This is a genomic window from Citrobacter sp. RHBSTW-00881, from assembly GCF_013728515.1.
Taxonomy (GTDB): Bacteria; Pseudomonadota; Gammaproteobacteria; order Enterobacterales; family Enterobacteriaceae; genus Citrobacter; species Citrobacter braakii.
On sequence record NZ_CP056269.1, the window covers coordinates 2,707,716 to 2,726,272 of the forward strand.

General features: G+C 49.7%; 17 protein-coding genes. 13 read left to right on the forward strand and 4 right to left on the reverse strand.

Annotated elements, in window-relative coordinates; translation table 11 throughout:
- Positions 1–8: 8 nt before the first annotated feature.
- From HV311_RS13000 to HV311_RS13035, 7 genes are all read left to right on the forward strand, one after another.
- Positions 9–800, forward strand: a complete 792-nt coding sequence (locus tag HV311_RS13000; protein ID WP_115190613.1) for a PhzF family phenazine biosynthesis protein — start codon at positions 9–11, stop codon at positions 798–800.
- A 36-nt stretch (positions 801–836) separates the two neighbouring features.
- Positions 837–1,145 (forward strand): monooxygenase, encoded by a 309-nt coding sequence (locus tag HV311_RS13005; RefSeq protein ID WP_019076722.1) that lies wholly within the window; start codon positions 837–839, stop codon positions 1,143–1,145.
- A gap of 245 nt (positions 1,146–1,390) precedes the next feature.
- Positions 1,391–1,786 carry a RidA family protein gene (locus HV311_RS13010; RefSeq protein ID WP_016156419.1) on the forward strand — a complete coding sequence of 132 codons (396 nt, stop codon included), beginning with the start codon at positions 1,391–1,393 and terminating at the stop codon, positions 1,784–1,786.
- A gap of 27 nt (positions 1,787–1,813) precedes the next feature.
- Complete coding sequence (locus tag HV311_RS13015) at positions 1,814–2,782, forward strand: threo-3-hydroxy-L-aspartate ammonia-lyase (RefSeq protein WP_191220023.1); 969 nt, start codon at positions 1,814–1,816, stop codon at positions 2,780–2,782.
- 124 nt (positions 2,783–2,906) lie between these two features.
- Positions 2,907–3,548 carry a helix-turn-helix transcriptional regulator gene (locus tag HV311_RS13020; RefSeq protein WP_191220024.1) on the forward strand — a complete coding sequence of 214 codons (642 nt, stop codon included), beginning with the start codon at positions 2,907–2,909 and terminating at the stop codon, positions 3,546–3,548.
- Positions 3,549–4,089: 541 nt separating this feature from the next.
- Positions 4,090–4,584: a molybdopterin-dependent oxidoreductase gene (locus HV311_RS13030; RefSeq protein ID WP_191220025.1), complete on the forward strand. Its 495-nt coding sequence runs from the start codon at positions 4,090–4,092 to the stop codon at positions 4,582–4,584.
- 17 nt (positions 4,585–4,601) lie between these two features.
- Positions 4,602–6,530, forward strand: a complete 1,929-nt coding sequence (locus tag HV311_RS13035; protein WP_016152973.1) for a putative bifunctional diguanylate cyclase/phosphodiesterase — start codon at positions 4,602–4,604, stop codon at positions 6,528–6,530.
- Positions 6,531–6,685: 155 nt separating this feature from the next.
- On the opposite strand, the gene HV311_RS13040 is transcribed toward HV311_RS13035, so the two are convergent.
- Entirely contained in the window at positions 6,686–7,645 is a 960-nt protein-coding gene (locus HV311_RS13040) for a YbgA family protein (protein WP_191220026.1), read from the reverse strand.
- A 203-nt stretch (positions 7,646–7,848) separates the two neighbouring features.
- On the opposite strand from HV311_RS13040, the gene HV311_RS13045 reads away from it, so the two are divergent.
- The 5 genes from HV311_RS13045 (at position 7,849) to HV311_RS13065 (ending at position 13,638) form a co-directional block, all read left to right on the forward strand.
- Positions 7,849–8,958, forward strand: coding sequence for an AI-2E family transporter (locus HV311_RS13045; protein ID WP_016156415.1), 1,110 nt, complete (start codon positions 7,849–7,851; stop codon positions 8,956–8,958).
- Between the two features lie 119 nt (positions 8,959–9,077).
- Positions 9,078–10,862, forward strand: coding sequence for a sensor domain-containing diguanylate cyclase (locus HV311_RS13050; protein WP_191220027.1), 1,785 nt, complete (start codon positions 9,078–9,080; stop codon positions 10,860–10,862).
- A gap of 218 nt (positions 10,863–11,080) precedes the next feature.
- Positions 11,081–12,085 (forward strand): tryptophan--tRNA ligase, encoded by a 1,005-nt coding sequence (gene trpS, locus HV311_RS13055; RefSeq protein WP_191220028.1) that lies wholly within the window; start codon positions 11,081–11,083, stop codon positions 12,083–12,085.
- A gap of 349 nt (positions 12,086–12,434) precedes the next feature.
- On the forward strand, positions 12,435–12,596 hold the full coding sequence (locus tag HV311_RS13060; RefSeq protein ID WP_016152967.1) for a hypothetical protein: 162 nt from the start codon (positions 12,435–12,437) through the stop codon (positions 12,594–12,596).
- Positions 12,597–12,885: 289 nt separating this feature from the next.
- Positions 12,886–13,638 (forward strand): SDR family oxidoreductase, encoded by a 753-nt coding sequence (locus HV311_RS13065; RefSeq protein ID WP_191220029.1) that lies wholly within the window; start codon positions 12,886–12,888, stop codon positions 13,636–13,638.
- A 432-nt stretch (positions 13,639–14,070) separates the two neighbouring features.
- Here HV311_RS13065 and HV311_RS13070 read toward each other — a convergent pair whose 3' ends face one another.
- Entirely contained in the window at positions 14,071–14,772 is a 702-nt protein-coding gene (locus HV311_RS13070) for a DUF2931 family protein (protein WP_149380909.1), read from the reverse strand.
- A gap of 10 nt (positions 14,773–14,782) precedes the next feature.
- Complete coding sequence (locus HV311_RS13075) at positions 14,783–16,471, reverse strand: T6SS phospholipase effector Tle1-like catalytic domain-containing protein (protein ID WP_191220030.1); 1,689 nt, start codon at positions 16,469–16,471, stop codon at positions 14,783–14,785.
- Positions 16,472–16,760: 289 nt separating this feature from the next.
- Between HV311_RS13075 and HV311_RS13080 the strand changes: the two genes are divergently transcribed.
- On the forward strand, positions 16,761–17,363 hold the full coding sequence (locus HV311_RS13080; protein ID WP_191220031.1) for a site-specific integrase: 603 nt from the start codon (positions 16,761–16,763) through the stop codon (positions 17,361–17,363).
- A 249-nt stretch (positions 17,364–17,612) separates the two neighbouring features.
- On the opposite strand, the gene HV311_RS13085 is transcribed toward HV311_RS13080, so the two are convergent.
- On the reverse strand, positions 17,613–18,485 hold the full coding sequence (locus HV311_RS13085) for a LysR family transcriptional regulator (RefSeq protein WP_016152964.1): 873 nt from the start codon (positions 18,483–18,485) through the stop codon (positions 17,613–17,615).
- Positions 18,486–18,557: the final 72 nt, after the last annotated feature.

Below are 18,557 nucleotides of genomic sequence, written 5' to 3' on the forward strand. Positions count from 1 at the left end.
GTTACACCGTGCAACAAATCGATTTCTACATGGTAGATGCCTTTACCACTACGACGTTTGGCGGTAATGCCGCAGCAGTATGCCCGCTCGATGACTGGTTGCCCGATGAAATATTATTAAAAATGTCACAGCAGCATAACCAGTCGGAAACCGCTTTTTTTGTCGCCAATGAGAATGGCTTCGAGCTGCGTTGGTTTACCACGCAAGGCGAAATTAATCTGTGTGGGCACGCCACGCTTGCCGCCGCACATGTCATCTTTGAACATCTGGATTACCCGGAAGCGACCATCCATTTTGCCACCCGTTTTGTGGGTCCACTGACGGTCACGCGCAGCGGTGATTGGCTGACGCTTGATTTTCCTGCCTGGCAAAGCGAACCTGCCGAACCGCCCGCCTTACTGCTGGAAACATTGGGCATCACCGAATATAAAGAAGTGCGCGTCGCGCGCGATTACATGGTCGTGATGGAGAATCAACAGCAGGTTGAGGCTGTGCGCCCGAATATCCACGCCATGATTCCCCTCGGGAAAATGGTATGTATCACCGCGCCGGGTGACGGGGAATACGATTTCGTCAGCCGTTTCTTCTGCCCGGGTGAAGCAGTTGCAGAAGACCCGGTTACCGGTTCGACGCATAGCATGCTGATTCCTTACTGGGCTGCAAAACTGAATAAAACGCAGATGCTGGCGCGCCAGGTCTCTGAACGCGGCGGCGATTTACGCTGCCAACTGACAGGAACACGTGTTTATATCGGTGGACAAGCAGTAACTTATCTGACGGGTAAAGTGCTGTTACGCTAGCAGCCTTACCCGAATTAACCAATCCATGGAGGATTTATGGCGAACAAACTCGTGCAGATACACTTTGATTTTCCTGGTCCGTTTGGCGCTGAGATGTCACATCAGCTTGTTGAACTGGCCGAATCCATCAACCAGGAGCCAGGTTTCATCTGGAAAATCTGGACCGAGAACGCAGCAAACCACGAAGCGGGTGGCATCTACCTGTTTCAGGATGAAGACAGCGCTCTGGCCTATATCAAAAAACACACGGCCCGCCTGAAGCACCTGGGTGTGGATGACGTGACGTGCAAAATCTTCGATATCAATGAACCGTTAAGTAAGATTAACCACGGCCATATCGGCTAATTTTTGGCTTTAACGCCCCGCCCCGGGGCGCTTCTTCACTCCCCTGCTTTCCCCTCATCAAAAGCGTTCCCCCTCTTTCACCGCGCCAGGATAGCTATATAACGTGGGTCACGTTTGCCATAGTTCACAAAATCATCACCTGTGAAAACTATCACTAGCCGAACGCGGTATGAAAGCGTATAAAATAATACAAATAGTATTATTTTATACAAAATGAATTATCACTAACTACAGGAGATTCTCTTATGTCCGTGGACATTACATTGAACTCATCTGCAGGAGGTTTTCCGCCTGCAGGTCATTACTCGCACAGCACAACGGCTGGCGGGTTCGTCTTCATTTCTGGTCAGTTGCCGGTCACAAGTGATGGCGAAAAAAAAACGGATGCCTCTTTTGAAGAACAGACACGGCTGGTACTGCAGAATATTGATGCCTGCCTGGCTGGCGCTGGGGTTTCTCGACAGCACCTGGTGTCAGTACGCGTCTATGTGACAGATATCAACCAATGGCCAACGTTTAACAAAATCTATGGGGAGTGGATCGGTGATTTCCGGCCCTCCCGCGCGGTAGCGGGCGTTGCAGAGCTTCATTATGGTTTCGCGCTGGAAGTTGAAGCTATTGCCCTGGCCCCACAAGCATGACGTTTAACGACATACAGGTGAACAACAATGACTGAAATGACACTGCCTGATTATAACGATGTTGCCGCCGCGGCAGAGCGCATCGCCGACTATGCCAACAAAACGCCGGTGATGACCTCCCGAACGGTTAATGACGAATTTGGTGCTGAAGTTTTCTTCAAGTGCGAAAACTTCCAGAGAATGGGCGCGTTTAAATTTCGCGGAGCCATGAATGCGTTACGCCAGTTCACGCCAGAACAACGCGCTGCGGGCGTCGTCACCTTTTCGTCCGGCAACCATGCGCAGGCCATTGCCCTGTCGGCAAAATTGTTGGGGATCCCGGCGACGATTATCATGCCGCATGATGCCCCGGCGGCTAAAGTTGCAGCCACAAAAGGCTATGGTGGAAATGTGGTGATTTACGATCGCTATACCGAAGATCGTGAAAAAATCGGACGGGAGCTGGCAGAGAAACAAGGATTGACGCTGATCCCGCCATACGACCATCCGCACGTGATTGCGGGCCAGGGCACCGCCACAAAAGAGCTGATTGAAGAAGTGGGTCAGCTAGACGTTCTTTTCGTGTGTCTGGGCGGTGGCGGCCTGCTTTCGGGCTCCTCACTGGCAGCCAGACATCTGTCACCTGACTGCATCATCTATGGTGTCGAGCCGGAGGCAGGAAACGATGGTCAACAATCGTTTCGCAGCGGAAAGATTGTTCATATCGATACGCCGAAAACCATTGCTGACGGTGCTCAGACCCAACATCTCGGGAATATTACGTTTCCGATTATCCAGCGAAATGTGCACGATATTCTTACTGTCTCAGACGATGAATTAGTCGCCTCGATGAAATTTATCGCTGAGCGAATGAAAATTGTCGTGGAGCCGACTGGCTGTCTGGGTTTTGCCGCCGCCAGAGCGCACAAAGCTGAACTTCGCGGCAAGAAAATCGGCATTATCATCAGCGGTGGGAACGTGGATATCAGCCGCTACAGTGAATTCCTTGCCGGGTAATCAAGAAGGTATCTGCCATGCGGATACCTTATTACCGTCTGAACACTCGCGTCTGGAAAAGAGAACCCTGCTCACTGTAAACTGCCCGCAATCATGGCAACAGGCATCACCGCAGGAGACTGGCATGCCAAAAACCGATAACAACTCACTTCTCAGCCAAATTGACACTATCGCCAGGGGCTTGAGCGAGACCTTCTCTCCGTTTTGCGAAGTGGTGGTTCATGATCTCAAAAATCCTGAACATGCCATTTTATCCATCCATAATAACCTGTCCGGGCGAGAACCCGGCCAACCGGCAACAGAACTGGGTCTGGCGCGAATCGCATCGCCTGAATTTCCCAGCATTATAGCCAACTACAGCAACCAGTTTGCCGATGGCCGCCCGGTGAAAAGTACCTCCATCGGCATCAAGGATGATGAAGGCAAATACGTAGCAGCACTCTGTCTGAACGTGGATATGACGCTGTTTCGTGGCATGCAGAGTGCCCTTGCGCGTTTTACTGAAACCGCTGCCTCTCCCATTAAGGAACATATCGATCCCGGCAGTAACGAAGTCATCCGCCAGCGTATCGATGACTTTGCCGCTAAATGCGCAACGACGGCCCGCGCCCTGAAACCTGAAGACCGTAAACGACTGATTCAACAATTACGCAAAGACGGTTTGCTGAACGTACGAAAATCTATGGACACAGTGGCGCAGCATCTGGGCGTCTCCAGAGCAACCGCGTATCTGTATGCCCGCCAGTCGGCTCAGGCTGGCGAATAAACCCGGTTATGCGGCGCTCAGCAAGGTATATCCGCCTGGCTCAGGCAGCAAGCCAGCGCGGCATATTCCCCCAATCGCGGTGCATCCAGCCATTGATAAGTTCATTAAGTTGCTGACGATCCCGTAGTTGATTTTGCATATTTTGAATTCCTGATAATTGACTATTTTTGAACGTCTGCTACGCCTGTGTCATCTAATCCCGGGAATAGGCAAAAGTTTGATTTATTCAACAAGGTTACCCGCCGATAAAACAACGATTCCCTGTCGCTGTACAAAAAAATAAACCTTTATGATCGTGTGATTTTTTAACAACCACAGAGTGAGTGTTTTTTGTACAGACACAACAAAAATCACCGTCCGTTAATAACAGACTTCGCCTGATTTAATAAATATCCATAACCATTAAGCATGGCAACCCATTGATTTAAATGAATTAAAATACAAACAACTTCACATCATCAATAATAGACAGGCGGAATATATAAATAACGTGATATCTAAATTATAATTCTTTTACATCCGGCTGATTGGTGAGGTTAGAATGCGGTTAATAGTCATGTTGGTAAGCGTTGTGCTCTCCACCCAGCTTTGGGCGGGTGAACTTTCCAGGCCCACCGGTAAAGTTCTTTTAACGTTATCCGGTAATATTGAAAATACAAATGAAGACGGGAAAGCGATTTTTGATACCGCCAGCCTTGAGAAGCTGGGCATGGTAAGTTTTCAGACCACCTCCCCCTGGTATAATGGACGTACGACCTTTACGGGTATTCCACTACAAAAACTCATGGATTATGTTGGGGCTCGCGGCTCCGTTGTAAAGGTTACTGCGCTTAATGACTACACCACCGTTATCCCTCTCAGTGATTTCAAAAAATACAATGCCATCCTTGCTTTAAAAATCAACGGAAAATATATGCGCATCCGTGATAAAGGTCCATTATTCATTGTGTACCCCTATGACAGCATGCCGGAACTAAATAATCAGATTTATTATTCAAGGTCTGCATGGCAGGTCAGTAGTATGGATATTGAGTAAGCGTTCAGAGGAACATCATGAACAGAATACTGGCTGGCATCATCTTTTTTCTTTTTATATCGACCGGATATATCTCTTTCCTCGTGCATGAAAGGCAACAAGAGCTACAGAAACTGACTCACTACACCGATTCCTGGTCTGCCGCTCAGTTGGTATCTCAATATTACCGATTTGAATCGTTGCTTGGTCTTTACACTATCGATGATACGATGAATCTTGATGATGTACGCATGCGTCTCGATATTATGCTCAGCCAGAGTGATTTGATAAAAGAAGGTGATTTGGGGCGCTACATAGAAAGCAATATAGCCCACCGTGAGCTAGCGGTAACACTTGAAAATATCCTCAGTTATCTGGATGATAATCTCGAGAAAATGAACCGTCCAGCACTCCAGGCATATCTGAAAAAGATGCATACCCTGGATGCACAACTTGGGCGTCTTTCATCCGGCGCATTAAACAAAGATGTTAACTCGATTAATAACGCCAACCAAAAAATTCAAACGCTGTACTATATTTACTCAACGACATCTGTACTGCTAATAATACTGAGTGCGATTCTGGGCGTGCTCATTTTTTATCAAAACAGAAATATTCTGCGGGGGCACCTTCAGGTCAAGAGTCTTGCCGAAGAACTGCAAAAATCGAAGGAAAAGCTACAAATTCAGAATGCCAAGCTGGAATATGACGTCTACCATGACTCGCTCACCGAGATGAATAACCGCCAGCTATTCTGGAGCGATTTAAATAAAACAATCGAAATGGCAGAGAAAAATAACGATGCTGTGACGGTGATGTTGTTTGATTTAGATCGATTCAAAGAGGTCAATGATACGTATGGTCATGATGCCGGTGATATGTTACTGCGCCAGATATCCGATCGTCTGATTTCGACAAGCCTTACGTCGGATACGCTGTATCGCTTAGGCGGGGATGAGTTTGCGTTTCTCTCAAGTGGCCTGACAGAAAGTCGGGCCGTTTCGCGAGCCCAGAAAATATGTGAGTTTATCAGCCAGCCCTACACTATTTACAACACAATTATCAACATAACCACCTGTGTTGGCATTGTTATCTCAGAAAATGAGCGTCGCTCTGACTATCTTTATAAATTTGCCGATCTGGCCCTTTATGAAGCCAAAAATGAAGGCTCTGGCAAAATAAAAGTCTTCCGGCAACGAATGTTAGAAAAATTGCAGGAAAGCAGAACGCTTGAGCATGATATGGCATTAGCAATAGTGAACAAAGAGTTCGTGGTGTATTACCAGCCTATTGTCGATTCTTTCAGTCAGAAAATATACAGCTATGAGGCGCTTATTCGTTGGGTCCATCCTCTCAAGGGCCTCCTGTCGCCGGATAGCTTTATTCCTGTTGCTGAAAAAACAGGGATGATTAATGAGATGGGGAAAGCGGTGCTGGAAATTGCCTGCAGGGAAGCCGCGGGTTGGGCGGTTCCGGCTAAAATTTCAGTCAATGTCTCCCCTGTCCAGCTAAGCAGCAAGGCCTTTGCAGGAATCGTGTTAACCATTCTGAAAGAAACTGGACTTCCACCTGACCGCCTCGAACTGGAAGTGACTGAATCCTCTCTGTTTACCGAGAGTGCTACGCCGATAAATACGCTTAATAAGCTCCGGGCCCTGGGGGTAAAAATCTCCATCGATGATTTTGGTACCGGATACTCTTCTCTTTCGCGCCTCAGCAGACTGGCCTTCGATAAAATCAAAATAGACAAGTCCTTTGTGCATTCGATATCTACGCAGGAAGACGCCCTGACTATCATCAAACTGATCACGGGCATGGCGAAATCTCTCAATATGAAGGCTGTTGCAGAAGGTGTTGAAACGCAGGAGCAACTGACAAGACTTCAGGCTCTGGGCTGCGATTTCGCGCAAGGATATCTGTTTGGCAAACCTCAGCCTTGTATCGATGAAGAAATCAGAAACGGTTAAATCGCGGCCGGCACATTTGCCCGTGGGTGCAGGGCCGCATTTTTATCATCGATTACACACCGTGAAAGTTATCCCTGCTTAAACGCATCAGAAAACAGCAGGGATAACCTTCGCGAACAACGGATATTTCTGCCCCAGATTTACTCGCCATCAGGCTAATTAATCATTAACCGTAGGGCTAAATCCTTCGGATAAGGATCAAAATAGTTCTGGGTAAGTAAATAGCTGTCTGGGTATTCAGCAAGGTAGTGCTTGAGCAGAGTCAGTGGCGCCAATATTGGCAGCAGTCCGCCGCTATAGTTGAGGATAACATCACGCAACTCTCCGCGCTGGCGGGTGTTCAACCGATCGCGGAAGTAGCCCTGAATATGCATCAGTACGTTGGTATGATTTTTCCGTGAGGCGGGCTTTTTGAGGATCGCCATTAGCTTTTCGCGATATACCACGAAAAAAGCGTCCAAATCATCCCACTGATGGAGCGAGGCCACGAAAGGGCCAATATCCCGGTAACCCGCCTGGTGATGAGCCAAAAGCTGGAGCTTATAGCGACTGTGGAAGTTGAGTAAACCGTGGCGAGTAAGACCAGTGGCTCGCAGCGTATTAAGCTCATGTAACGCGAACACTCGCTCGACAAAGTTCTCCCTCAGCACCGGATCGTGCAAGCGGCCATCTTCTTCGACCGGCAACCACGGGTAGGTTTCCATTAAGGTGCCGGTAAACAGACCGGTTCCCTCTTTTCGCCCGCGATTTCCCTTTTCGTCATACAGCCTCACTCTCTCCATTCCGCAGCTCGGTGATTTAGCACAGACGATAAAACCCGACAGACCGCCAAGCCCATTGATATATGAAGCGGTGAAATCGGACATTTTATCGGTGACATCCTCACCTGGCGCATGGCTAAAACACATGCGGATATTCCCCTGGGCGGTTTGAACCAAACGCAACGCGGGGCGTGGTACAGGCAAACCGATGGACATCTCCGGGCAGACAGGTTTAAATGTCACCCACTGAGCCAGCTCGTCCATCACAAACCCCATCCGTTTATGCCCGCCGTCGAATCGCACGGCTGAGCCGGTTAAACATCCACTAATCCCGATGACAGGTTGAGTGTTCATAACGCCCCCTCTTTTTTTGACGCCCTTTTTCGGGAAGAAAAGTATGACTGTTTCACTAATAAATCATAGCGTACGTTATTTATCTGTCGCAGGCTCCCTACGAAAAACAGGTTAACCAATTTAAGTAAATATGCGCAGCGAAAGTTGGTAATTCCCCTGAACGGTTCTATAGTCGGGACTGCTTCTCATTACAGGGTTCACTAATGCGATTTAACGGACTGACTAAAGGTTTCTTCATTTTCATACTTGCCCTTGTGACCTGGGCGTTCTTCGATGTGTTGTCTCCCTATTTCTCTGCCATTTTGTGGGCCGCAATCTTAACCACCATCTTTAACCCGGTGAAAAACAGACTGCGCAGCGCGCTTGGCGAACGTAACGGGCTGGCGTCACTGCTCACCATCGGCATCATCTGTCTGATTGTTTTTATCCCACTGATGGTGATCTTCTCCTCGTTGGCTATTGAGCTGAACGTGGTGTATGCCAAATTACAACAAAACGACACTCAGTTCCCGGAAGTGGTCACCGCCATTATTTCGTATCTTCCTGACTGGGCCAGAGGATTCCTCGCAGAACATAATCTGGATAACGTCGCGCAGATCCAGAAAAAACTGTCCGACGTTGTACTGCAGGGTGGACAGTACCTCGCCGGCAGCGCGTTCCTGATTGGTAAGGGGACATTCGGCTTTGCTATTAGCTTTGGCATCATGCTGTATCTGCTGTTTTTCTTACTGAAGGACGGGCCGTACCTGGTGCGCCAGATTCTGGACTCATTACCGCTTTCTGATTTTGCCAAACAGCACCTGTTTGCCAAATTCGTCGGCGTGACGCGGGCAACGGTCAAGGGCACAGCGGTCGTGGCGTTGGTTCAGGGTATTCTTGGCGGCATCGCGTTTGCAATTGTCGACATCGACGGCAGCGTCCTGTGGGGCGCGCTGATGGCGTTTCTCTCCCTCGTGCCCGCGGTCGGCTCAGCGATCGTCTGGGTACCTGCGGCAATATTCCTCTTCGCCACGCACCAGCTGTGGCAAGGGCTGTTTATCGTTGGCTTCTTCGTGATTATCGTCGGGCTGGTGGACAATATCCTGCGCCCGCTACTGGTGGGTAAAGACACCAAAATGCCGGATTATCTGATTCTGATTTCCACTCTCGGCGGAATGGAGATCTACGGCATTAACGGCTTTGTGATTGGCCCCCTGATTGCCGCACTGTTCATTACCTGCTGGAACCTGTTTTCCGGGCGCGATCATGAAGGTAACGTGGAAGGAATCGACGAAGCCTTTATGGAAGAAGGAAAAAATCCTCCAGATTTATGATGGCAGGACGATAACAGAAGGCGGTCCTGAGACCGCCTTTTTTATTTTCACGCAAAATCATACGTTTCCTATAATTTCAATCATGCTTATTCATTAATCGTCGCAGAAGGAACTAATCAGTGCGAATTGCCACAATCACCAACTGGGCCTACAGCGCGACGGTGTGTCTGACCATTGCCTCCGGCGTTGTCATGTTGATGGCCTCCAGCGCCGATAACACCGAACGCCAGGTGGTGGAGCAACGTTATCAATTCGATCAACTGACCGAAGAAGTCGAGCTCGATGCCTGGTCGCTGTCCAGTCTGGCACGCGAATATGTTATTGCAAAAGACCCGGAAGCGCTTAACGCCTACCGCCAGAAAGAAGCGTCGCTGAAAGCCGTTGAACAGCGGCTGTCGAAACTAAAAGACATTGGGGCGACGGATGAAGAGCTGTCGCTATTGCATGAAGGGCTGCAGATTGTTGATACCCTGCAGGATGAGCAAGCTGCGGCGCTTGCCAGCGTCGCGCGCGGAGAAGAGTCGCAGGCCATCGCCCTGCTGTATGGCAAATCCTATGAACAGGAACTGGAGCGAGCCCAGGACCGGATAGATCATTTCCGTCAGTTACTCGACAGCCGCGTACGCAACACCATTGAAGATGCCACTCAGACATCGCGCACGCTACGTACGGCTTCGGAAGTGATGGTCGGGCTGACGGCGCTGTTATTTTTGTTCGTTCTCGGTTTTATTTTAAAACGCCGCGTACTGCGTCCAGTCGTGCGTTTGAGCGATGTGGTTAACCGTCTGGCGTCGCAGGATTACGCCGTTGAGACACCCAGCTTTAATCAGATCGATGAAATCGGCGATATGGCGCAGGCGATCCGCATTTTTCGCGAGAACGGCCTGGCACGTCAGCGACTGGAGAAAGAACGAGACGCCGACTGGGCAATCCGCGAGCTGCTCGCACGTATGACTCAACGTTTGCAAGGCTGCGAAAATTTTGCCGATGTCATTAATGTGGCAGAGCTGTTTGCGCCGAATGTTGCTCCCGGTATTGCCGGGCGGCTTTACATACTGGATCGAGAGCCCTGGCAGATGCGCTGCGTTGCGCAATGGCTTTCACCACAGGGCAAAGCGGATGCTTTCCACCCGGACGAGTGCTGGGCAGTGCGCCGCGGTCAGAGCCATCCACCGGTGCAAGGCGAACCCGATATCGCCTGCTACCATCTACCGGAATCATGCCAGCAGCATACCCTGTGCGTGCCACTGATTGCCCAGGGTGAAGCCATCGGCCTGCTCTCATTCCAGAACCTCAGCAATGATTCCGCTCCCTCTCGCGCGTATCTGGAACTGATGGCGGAAGCACTCGGTCTGGCGTTAGCCAACCAGCGCCTGCGTGATGCGCTGCTGGAGAAAGCGCTCTACGACCCGCTAACCGGCCTGCGCAACCGTCATCATCTGGAAGATACGCTGCGCACCCAGATGAGCCAGGCAGTGCGTAACAAAGAGCCAATCAGTTGCCTGATGATCGATATCGATCATTTCAAAAATATTAACGACCGCTTTGGCCATGAGGCGGGCGATAGCGTGATAAAAAGTATCGCCACCACTATTCAGCGCGTTGTCCATGACAGCGGCATGGCCTTCCGCTACGGCGGTGAAGAGTTTCTGGTGTTGCTGGCCAATACGGATGAGCAGGCCGCCAACCGCTTTGCGACAGATATTTATAATGGTGTACGCGAACTGTCGCTGCGCTTTGGACTCTCAGAGATTGGTCACGTTGATGTCTCTATCGGCGTTGCCAGCTATCCGCAGCACGCCCAGAGCGACAATCTTCTGCGCGCCGCAGACGTGGCGCTGTATCGCGCGAAAGAGTTAGGCCGTTCGCGCATCGTGAGCTTTGGCATGCTGGAAGCGAGCTAAGATACGTCAGTACGCCGTGCATTGCTTTACCTCTGCGCCAGGCGGTGATATGTTGACTGGATGAACACAAAACACGATATCACCGCGTTTAATCACAACCTGTGGTGGCTGCCTTCTTAAAGGCGGACAGAATGTGTTTTCCCCATTTTAAATAACCGCCGAAAGGCGGTTATTTGCATTTAAAGACCCCTTTCGGTTTTTTGATTAAGGAGTCTTACATGAACAACAAAACTATCATCCTCACTGGCGATCGTCCCACTGGCCCGCTGCATCTCGGCCACTATGTTGGCTCTCTGCGCCAGCGCGCCACGCTGCAACATGATTATCAGCAGTTTATATTGGTTGCTGACCTGCAAGGGCTAACCGATAACGGCAGCACACCACAAAAGATCCGCAACAATATTCCCGAAGTGCTGGCTGATTACCTCGCCGCAGGAATCGACCCGTCACTCACCACCATTTGTCTGCAGTCGGCCCTACCCGCCCTCGCTGAGCTGACCGCGCTTTATATGAACATTGTTACCGTGGCTCGCGTGGAGCGAAATCCTACGGTCAAAAACGAAATTGCGCAGAAAGGATTTGCCCGCTCGTTACCGGTTGGCTTTCTGGTTTATCCCATCAGCCAGGCTGCAGATATTACCGCCTTCAAAGCCGAGGTGGTTCCCGTCGGCGACGATCAGTTGCCCATGATCGAACAGACCAATGAGATCGTGCATAAGATGAATAGTCTGTTACCGACCTCTGTCTTGTCGCATTGTAAAGCGCTACTGAGTGAGACCAGCCGTCTTCCAGGGATCGACGGTAATGCCAAAATGTCAAAATCGCTCGGCAACACACTACTCCTGTCCGCCAGCGAAGAGGCTATTCATCATGCGGTCAGCGCAATGTACACCGATCCCAATCATCTAAAAGTGTCCGATCCGGGGCAGATTGACGGCAATATGGTATTTACTTACCTCGATGCTTTTCATCCGGATAAAGCAAAAGTGGCGGAGATGAAAGCACATTATCAGCGCGGCGGGCTGGGTGACCGGACATGCAAAAACGAGCTGGAGATGTGCTTGCAGGAGCTTATCGCCCCGATGCGCGAGCGGCGGGCAACCTACATCCAGGATAAAGGTATGCTGATGGAGATGCTCAAAAAAGGAAGCGAAGAGGCGCACGAGGTCACGCAGCAGACATTAAAAGAAGTAAAGCAAGGGCTGGGTTTGCCGGTGTTCTGAACTCAAAGCACTACAGGTTCGATAATTAAAGATAGCTCCCGACGAATGACAATCGCCGGGAGTGGCGCAGCCATGCGTTGACGCGTAAAGATAACCTCTGTCACAGAGGCTAATTAATTCGCTGTTTAATAATCCACTCAATACGATATGTCGTTTTTTATGCAGTGTTATTTCTATCCTGCACCTTCAATTATTTCAACTAATCATTATGAATTACCCATTACATGTACGGGTTCGAGATCCTCACCTTGCCTGAGATATGATTATTTGTTAAATTAACCGCATTAGCGTTAAATACATTGAGCATTACACAGACGCTATTTATACAATAATGAATGATGGAGTTAAAATGAAGTATGCGTTTGCATTAATGTTGAGTATGGTATTGTCAGGTTGTACCGCAAATGATTGGGTGGATGCTGCAAGTGGGATAATGCAGGCAAAAGACCAACACGATAAAGACGCAAGAAACAATCGCATCAAAGAAGCCAACAGGGCTGCAGGCTACTGATATCTAAATGATTAGCACATCCCTCTTCTTGTCTTTATAAACAGAAGAGGAATGGTATTCTAAACAAATTTACTGACTAAATAGCACAATTAAAATTGGTGTATAGCGCATGCACATCCTTGCAGAGAATATAATAACCTAACGCTCAGTCCGCTCCGCGCCAGATGCTGGCTTTGCAAGTCCCCTATCCCTGTTCCTCATGTAAAAATGGCACTAATTGAAAGATGCCAATCCACTTCCTCATGTATATCTATATCCACACATAGTCATAAAGAAAGGATGGATGAAGATGCTAAGAGGTAAAAGAGCTGTAATTACGGGTGGAGGTGGAGGATTTGGTCAGGCGCTGTGCGTGTGGCTGGCGCGAGAAGGCGTCGAGGTGGATTTTTGCGCGCGGCGTGCTGATGATATTCAAAAAACTTGCAGTATCATCGCGTCTGAAGGCGGGATTGCAAAAGGATATATCTGTGATTTAACCCAGCCTGAATCCCTTTCGCAGTTTTCTTCACAGTTGTTAACTTCAGACAAGCCCATCGACATTTTAATCCTCAATGCCGCCCAGTGGCTGTCAGGAACGTTAGACGATCAACCAGACGCTGAAATTATCAATACCGTCAGTTCAGGACTGACAGGTGCGATTTTACTGACTCATGCATTGTTGCCTGGGTTAAGACGTTCAGAAAGCGCGGATGTCGTCTCAATAATATCTTCATGTGGAATTCCGAATTTTACGGATTCAATTGCGCATCCCGCTTTTTTTGCCAGCAAACACGGGCTTAGCGGATTCACATCTAAACTGTCACACCAGTTGTCCGAAGAAAATATACGTGTGACCGGGTTGTATCCACCGGATTTCGAACTTACAGGGTTAGATACGTTTGTTGATAGTCAATCCAGAATGGGGGAACGTTTATTAAATGGACGCTCAGTCTGGGAAACAATTCGTTTTGTGCTGGCTCAACCGCGTAGTTGCCATATAGGTAGTATCTACTTTCAAGGTCCGACTCGCGAGAAACTGAGTGCCAGGGGCTGGCGTTGCTAACTCCCCCAAGATAATAATCATTGGAGCTCTTCTCAAGTACAGAGCGTTTAACTGTTTTGTTAAAGCCTGAACAATAGTACTTTTCCCGCTTTCTGGCAGGAAGCTGAAAATGATTAGAATAGTTTGGCTGTGAAATGATGAAATCCAAAAGTAATAAAACACATTAGCCCCTGACTTGAGGGATTTTACGCCTCTATTACCACAAGCGATATGACAAGCGTCGAAAAGTATTACTGCCAATCTTACTCGTGGCAGTCCTTGGGTCTGTCAGCGTAGCCGTTCCATGCCAAAATCGGTCATAGCTGACCTGGTGGGAGCGAACTTGCAAAATGAAACATTTAAAAAAATATAGAAGTCTAACCCGTCAAACAATCAGATTGATGCTCAAAAGGATCTCAAGCAGATCCTTATGATTTTTCTGATCGTTATGTCCTACCACTCACCATACGGATAGGTTTTACCTTTGATGAAATCACGCATAAAGGGATCGTAGCCGTTAGCCTCGATGTAACTGAAATCAATTTTGTTAGGAACATTTTTGCATATCAACATGTTATTCCCCGTCAGGGTAAATTGCCGTGCAGGATGCTGGAGCACAACAGGATCGCCGTTATCTTCCAGCCAGACCCGTACGATTCCCCCCGGAGCCAGTCCGATTATCAAATTATCCCGGTAATACGTTTTTCCCGGCTTATAGGTATCAGGATAGGCATTTAGCATCTGCTGCCACGTCTCTCGGCTGAACCAGATCTCCGTCTCATACGCCTTTTTATCGATAACCGAGTCCCAGCACACCGTCATCCTGACAGGCAGCGCCTTGCCGGTATTAAAATTGGCTGAAAAGCTACCTACGCGCTGGCTCCATTTCTCCACACTGCTCTGACTTGGTCTGGCTGTGTCAAGTTGCCGAAAGATACTTTCCCGGATATCACCGTCTTCCAGATACACCATTGTCACCAGTGCAGGCAGGTTTTTCGGGTGAAAAAAATTAAACTGCCAGTGGTTGTAAGGCAGCTTCTGCCCCCACTGCTCTACGCCGTCTCCCAGCAGCGTCTTCACGCCTGCCCGGCGGTCATGGCAGCCGGCAGTCAGCATAACGCTCAGCACTGCCACCATCAGCGGTAATCGTCTCATCCCTGCCTCCTCAGAACAGTCCGTCCAGCGCGTCCACGTTCACCCGCGCCCGGTCTTCCCACTGCTGCTGGTCGTCCATCCGCCACACCGTGCGCACCCACCCTTTGCCCGGGGCCATAGGCCACACGAACGAGCGCTCGTCCGTCGGCGCATAGTGGTGTCGCAGAAAAACCTCTCCCGAGGATGGACTCACCCACAGGCTCAGGTCCGAGTCAATGTTCCAGTTCGCCGAACAGTGCAGGTAACGCCCGATGGTCCGCATCTCCTCCGCCGTAAATCCCTCCGGCTCCGCGCCCCGCCGGACCGCCCGCCCCTGCGCTATTGCTTTATCACACAGGGGAAGCAGTTCTGACGGTAACTCCAGCTCTTTGTTATTACTGAGTATCGGTGCAAACACCACCCCGGCGTCTTGTGCCGCGTCCAGCATCACCCGCAGGCTAACCTTCCCCCAGTCGTTCGGCACCGCCCTGCGCGTCATAAACACCGCCGCGCCCGCTTTCTTCTCAAAAATAAACGCCCGCGCCTTGTCCCGGTTAACCAGCGGCCACGATATCATTTTCGTCTCCACCTTGCCGTGCGGCATCATGTACTTCAGCGCCGGCAACGAATACAACGCCTGGCGCATCTTCTCCGCCTGACGGAACACAGCCGTCTGCGCCTCGTCCGCGTTCTCCGGTATTACCTCAAAGTCCGGCATCGTCAGCAGGGAGATTTCATCCTCTCCCGCGTTGTAGCCCCCGCCGATATCCGAGTGCGCCCCCGGCAGCGCCAGTTCCGGCCACATCCCCGCGATGCTGTTGAGGCTGAAGTTATACCGGCACTCGTGCATCGCGCTTATCTGAAACACCTTCTGCGCCACGGAGGGACGCAGCTCGAGGTTAACGCCGGGGTTACTGCGTCCGTTAATGCCGTAGAAGTTCAGCAGGCTCCCGATGGCTGCTACCGTGTCAAACAGCCCAAGAAAGCGCACCTCTCCCGCCGGTTTTCCGTGGTGCCCCGCCATATCCAGCCCATTCTCTATCGCTACCGCTATCGCGGCGTCCTGGTTCATCACCCGGTTGGCAAAGTGCCGCGCCGCCGCCGCTCCGCGGCTGAACCCGAACACGTCAAACTGCACCTTCGCGATCGCCACTTTTTCACGGTTAAGTTTGATAAAGCGGGTCATCTCTGCGCTGATCTTGTCCAGCACCTCATCAGTCTTCGTCACCACCCCTTCGAACTGCCGGATAAGACTGCTTCCCAGCGCCTTACCCAGCACAGAGTCGCTTTCCCCGTCCGCCGTCCCGATGCCGCTTACGTAGGCTTTCACCTGCGCCTCTGTCTCGCTGTCGCTAAGTTCATCACTCGACTGATAAAGGTCAAACAGCCGCGATATATTAGTGTGACCGCCCTGCCAGCTGGCGTTACCCAGCCCGACCCCGGCATACTCTTCATACTTTGCGCACGCTTTTGCCCGAGCCTCGTCAACCAGATTGGCGCAGTGGTTATATGCCAGCCGCAAATCGTCTGAGTTCGCCCGGTTGTTCCCCGTACCGTCGAAGAATAGCCCTACCGTCAGCGTGATCCCCCTGACCGGAACCCGCTGGCACTGAACGATTTTTACGCTGTTGTGAATGCTGGTCTTATGGGTGCTATCTCCGATGACTTCATACCGGTAATAGCCGGTATCTTCCGGTACGCCCTTTTCGTCTGTGTTCATGGGAAATCCTTTTAATACCCATGGTTAATTAATTCCCCATCATACCTTAACCAAAATCGACGCCCTATCTTAAATACATGATTCAGTTGCTATGCTCAATTAGTAAGGCCGGATCGTACTGCATATCGTGGGAAGAGCAGTTATATTCCGTCAGGTTGGGGGGTAATCCGCTGAGCTGTCTGCCTGTACCCTGAAAAAAGTCTGACGTGAGATACTGGTTGTCAACTTCCGCCCTTCGCTCATAAGGGACAACCATACTCAAATCTCCAACATTGCAGGAGATTTGAGTATGAAAACGTCACCGTGGAACAAAGACCGTATCATAGGCCAAAAAAGACCACTTCAGATATCTCATATCTGGGGGATCCGAATCCGGCTTGAACTGGAAGTTAAAACGCGTGATTTAGCTCTGTTCAACATGGCCTTAGACAGTAAGCTACGAGGCTGTGATCTGGTGAACCTCAAAGTATCTGATGTTGCATATGGTAGCTCGGTTTCAAGCAGAGCTACGGTGCTGCAACAGAAAACCGGTAGCCCTGTGCAATTTGAGATAACCAAAGGGACAAGAGAAGCTGTTGCTGCATTGATAAAGCTTGGCAATTTGCACAGTAAAGACTTCTTGTTTCGGTCTCGGATCGGAACTAACCGGTACATATCAACCCGGCAATACAGCCGAATTTTTCATGGGTGGGTAGAAAAGCTTGGTCTCGAAGCTTCGCTTTACAGCACACACTCCATGAGAAGAACAAAACCTTACCTGATCTACAAGAAAACCAAGAATCTTCGGGTGATCCAACTTCTGTTGGGCCATAGGAAACTGGAAAGCACAGTCCGTTATCTGGGCATTGAAGTCGATGATGCGTTAGAGATCTCTGAATCGATTGAAGTCTAAGGTTGTCAGGGCTGCAACAGCAGCCCTGTGCCAATGGCAGACTGGCAACGAACGAATCAGAGAGCAGATGCCGTTCTTACTACAAAACAGTGGTCAAATTTCTTGACCAATCCCAGGAAAGAAATCTTCAGCAACTCTATTAAATTGCATTAGTCAATCCTGAAACTGAAAGCCTGCATCGATAATAGATCCATATAGAGTATTTACCAGCCCAAAAGTCCTAACGGCACAATATGGTTGTGGAATACCTCAGTGGGATGAAACAAAGGAAACAAAGCAATTCAATACCCGGCTAACCTCACGATTTTTAAGCCATATCATCATAGTATTGACATTACCAATGTGAGGAGTAATAGAGTGGCACCGTATGGGGAAGCTCGTTTCATACTGTTTGACGACGCTCTCAGGCAATAATGCAATGCCCATTCCGGCACTTACGCAACCAAGTATTGCCTGAAAAGAACCAAACTCCAGCGGGTCGTCATAATCGACATTTTGTAGCCGTAACCATTGCCCAAGCCGGGAACGATAATTACATCCTTTCACAAAGACGAGTGGCCTTGTCACCTCCAGATCGGCTCCCGTCACGACATCACCATGCTCTGCGGCCGTAACCAGAACCAGGGTTTCCTGACACAGCACCTGCGTTTGTAGCCTTGAATTGTCTACGTGCAACGCCTTGTGGTCAGCGACGAAGGCAATTTCAAGTTCACTATTCTGGATCTGACGAACTAACACATCTGTCGGTGACGTTTTTAAGTTTAATTCTACGGAGGGCATTTCACGGTGGAAGTTTGCCAGCAAAGCAGGAAGTCGGACGGCGGCAGTGGTTTCCATTGCGCCAATGCGCAGAGGGCCAGCCGCTTTCGTTCCCTGCATAGACAACTCGGCTTCGTCTAAAAGCGCGAGGATTTTGTTAGCGTAACGCAGAAGCAGTTCACCTTCAGGGGTGATGTGAAGACGATTCTTCTCGCGAACAAACAACGAAACATCCAGGCTGGACTCCAGTTGCTTGAGCCGCGTCGTGACGTTTGAAGAAACGCAGTGCAGATTACGGGCTGCTGCGGTGATAGAGCCGGTTTCCGCGACGGTTTTAAACAAATTTAATGAGGTACTGTTCATCGTGTCTGTCACTCAAAGTGAAGGTTTTCGTCATTTTTATTAACTTTTTATTATCATTTCTTTATGTAACAT

Bases quoted from the DNA above. Each gene is read 5' to 3' on its own strand.
- HV311_RS13080 (WP_191220031.1), top strand. From the start codon at position 16,761: ATGAAAACGTCACCGTGGAACAAAGACCGTATCATAGGCCAAAAAAGA.
- HV311_RS13060 (WP_016152967.1), top strand. From the start codon at position 12,435: ATGAAGTATGCGTTTGCATTAATGTTGAGTATGGTATTGTCAGGTTGT.
- HV311_RS13015 (WP_191220023.1), top strand. From the start codon at position 1,814: ATGACTGAAATGACACTGCCTGATTATAACGATGTTGCCGCCGCGGCA.
- trpS (WP_191220028.1), top strand. From the start codon at position 11,081: ATGAACAACAAAACTATCATCCTCACTGGCGATCGTCCCACTGGCCCG.
- HV311_RS13075 (WP_191220030.1), bottom strand. From the start codon at position 16,471: ATGAACACAGACGAAAAGGGCGTACCGGAAGATACCGGCTATTACCGG.
- HV311_RS13040 (WP_191220026.1), bottom strand. From the start codon at position 7,645: ATGAACACTCAACCTGTCATCGGGATTAGTGGATGTTTAACCGGCTCA.
- HV311_RS13030 (WP_191220025.1), top strand. From the start codon at position 4,090: ATGCGGTTAATAGTCATGTTGGTAAGCGTTGTGCTCTCCACCCAGCTT.
- HV311_RS13035 (WP_016152973.1), top strand. From the start codon at position 4,602: ATGAACAGAATACTGGCTGGCATCATCTTTTTTCTTTTTATATCGACC.
- HV311_RS13020 (WP_191220024.1), top strand. From the start codon at position 2,907: ATGCCAAAAACCGATAACAACTCACTTCTCAGCCAAATTGACACTATC.
- HV311_RS13065 (WP_191220029.1), top strand. From the start codon at position 12,886: ATGCTAAGAGGTAAAAGAGCTGTAATTACGGGTGGAGGTGGAGGATTT.
- HV311_RS13045 (WP_016156415.1), top strand. From the start codon at position 7,849: ATGCGATTTAACGGACTGACTAAAGGTTTCTTCATTTTCATACTTGCC.
- HV311_RS13010 (WP_016156419.1), top strand. From the start codon at position 1,391: ATGTCCGTGGACATTACATTGAACTCATCTGCAGGAGGTTTTCCGCCT.
- HV311_RS13005 (WP_019076722.1), top strand. From the start codon at position 837: ATGGCGAACAAACTCGTGCAGATACACTTTGATTTTCCTGGTCCGTTT.
- HV311_RS13070 (WP_149380909.1), bottom strand. From the start codon at position 14,772: ATGAGACGATTACCGCTGATGGTGGCAGTGCTGAGCGTTATGCTGACT.
- HV311_RS13085 (WP_016152964.1), bottom strand. From the start codon at position 18,485: ATGAACAGTACCTCATTAAATTTGTTTAAAACCGTCGCGGAAACCGGC.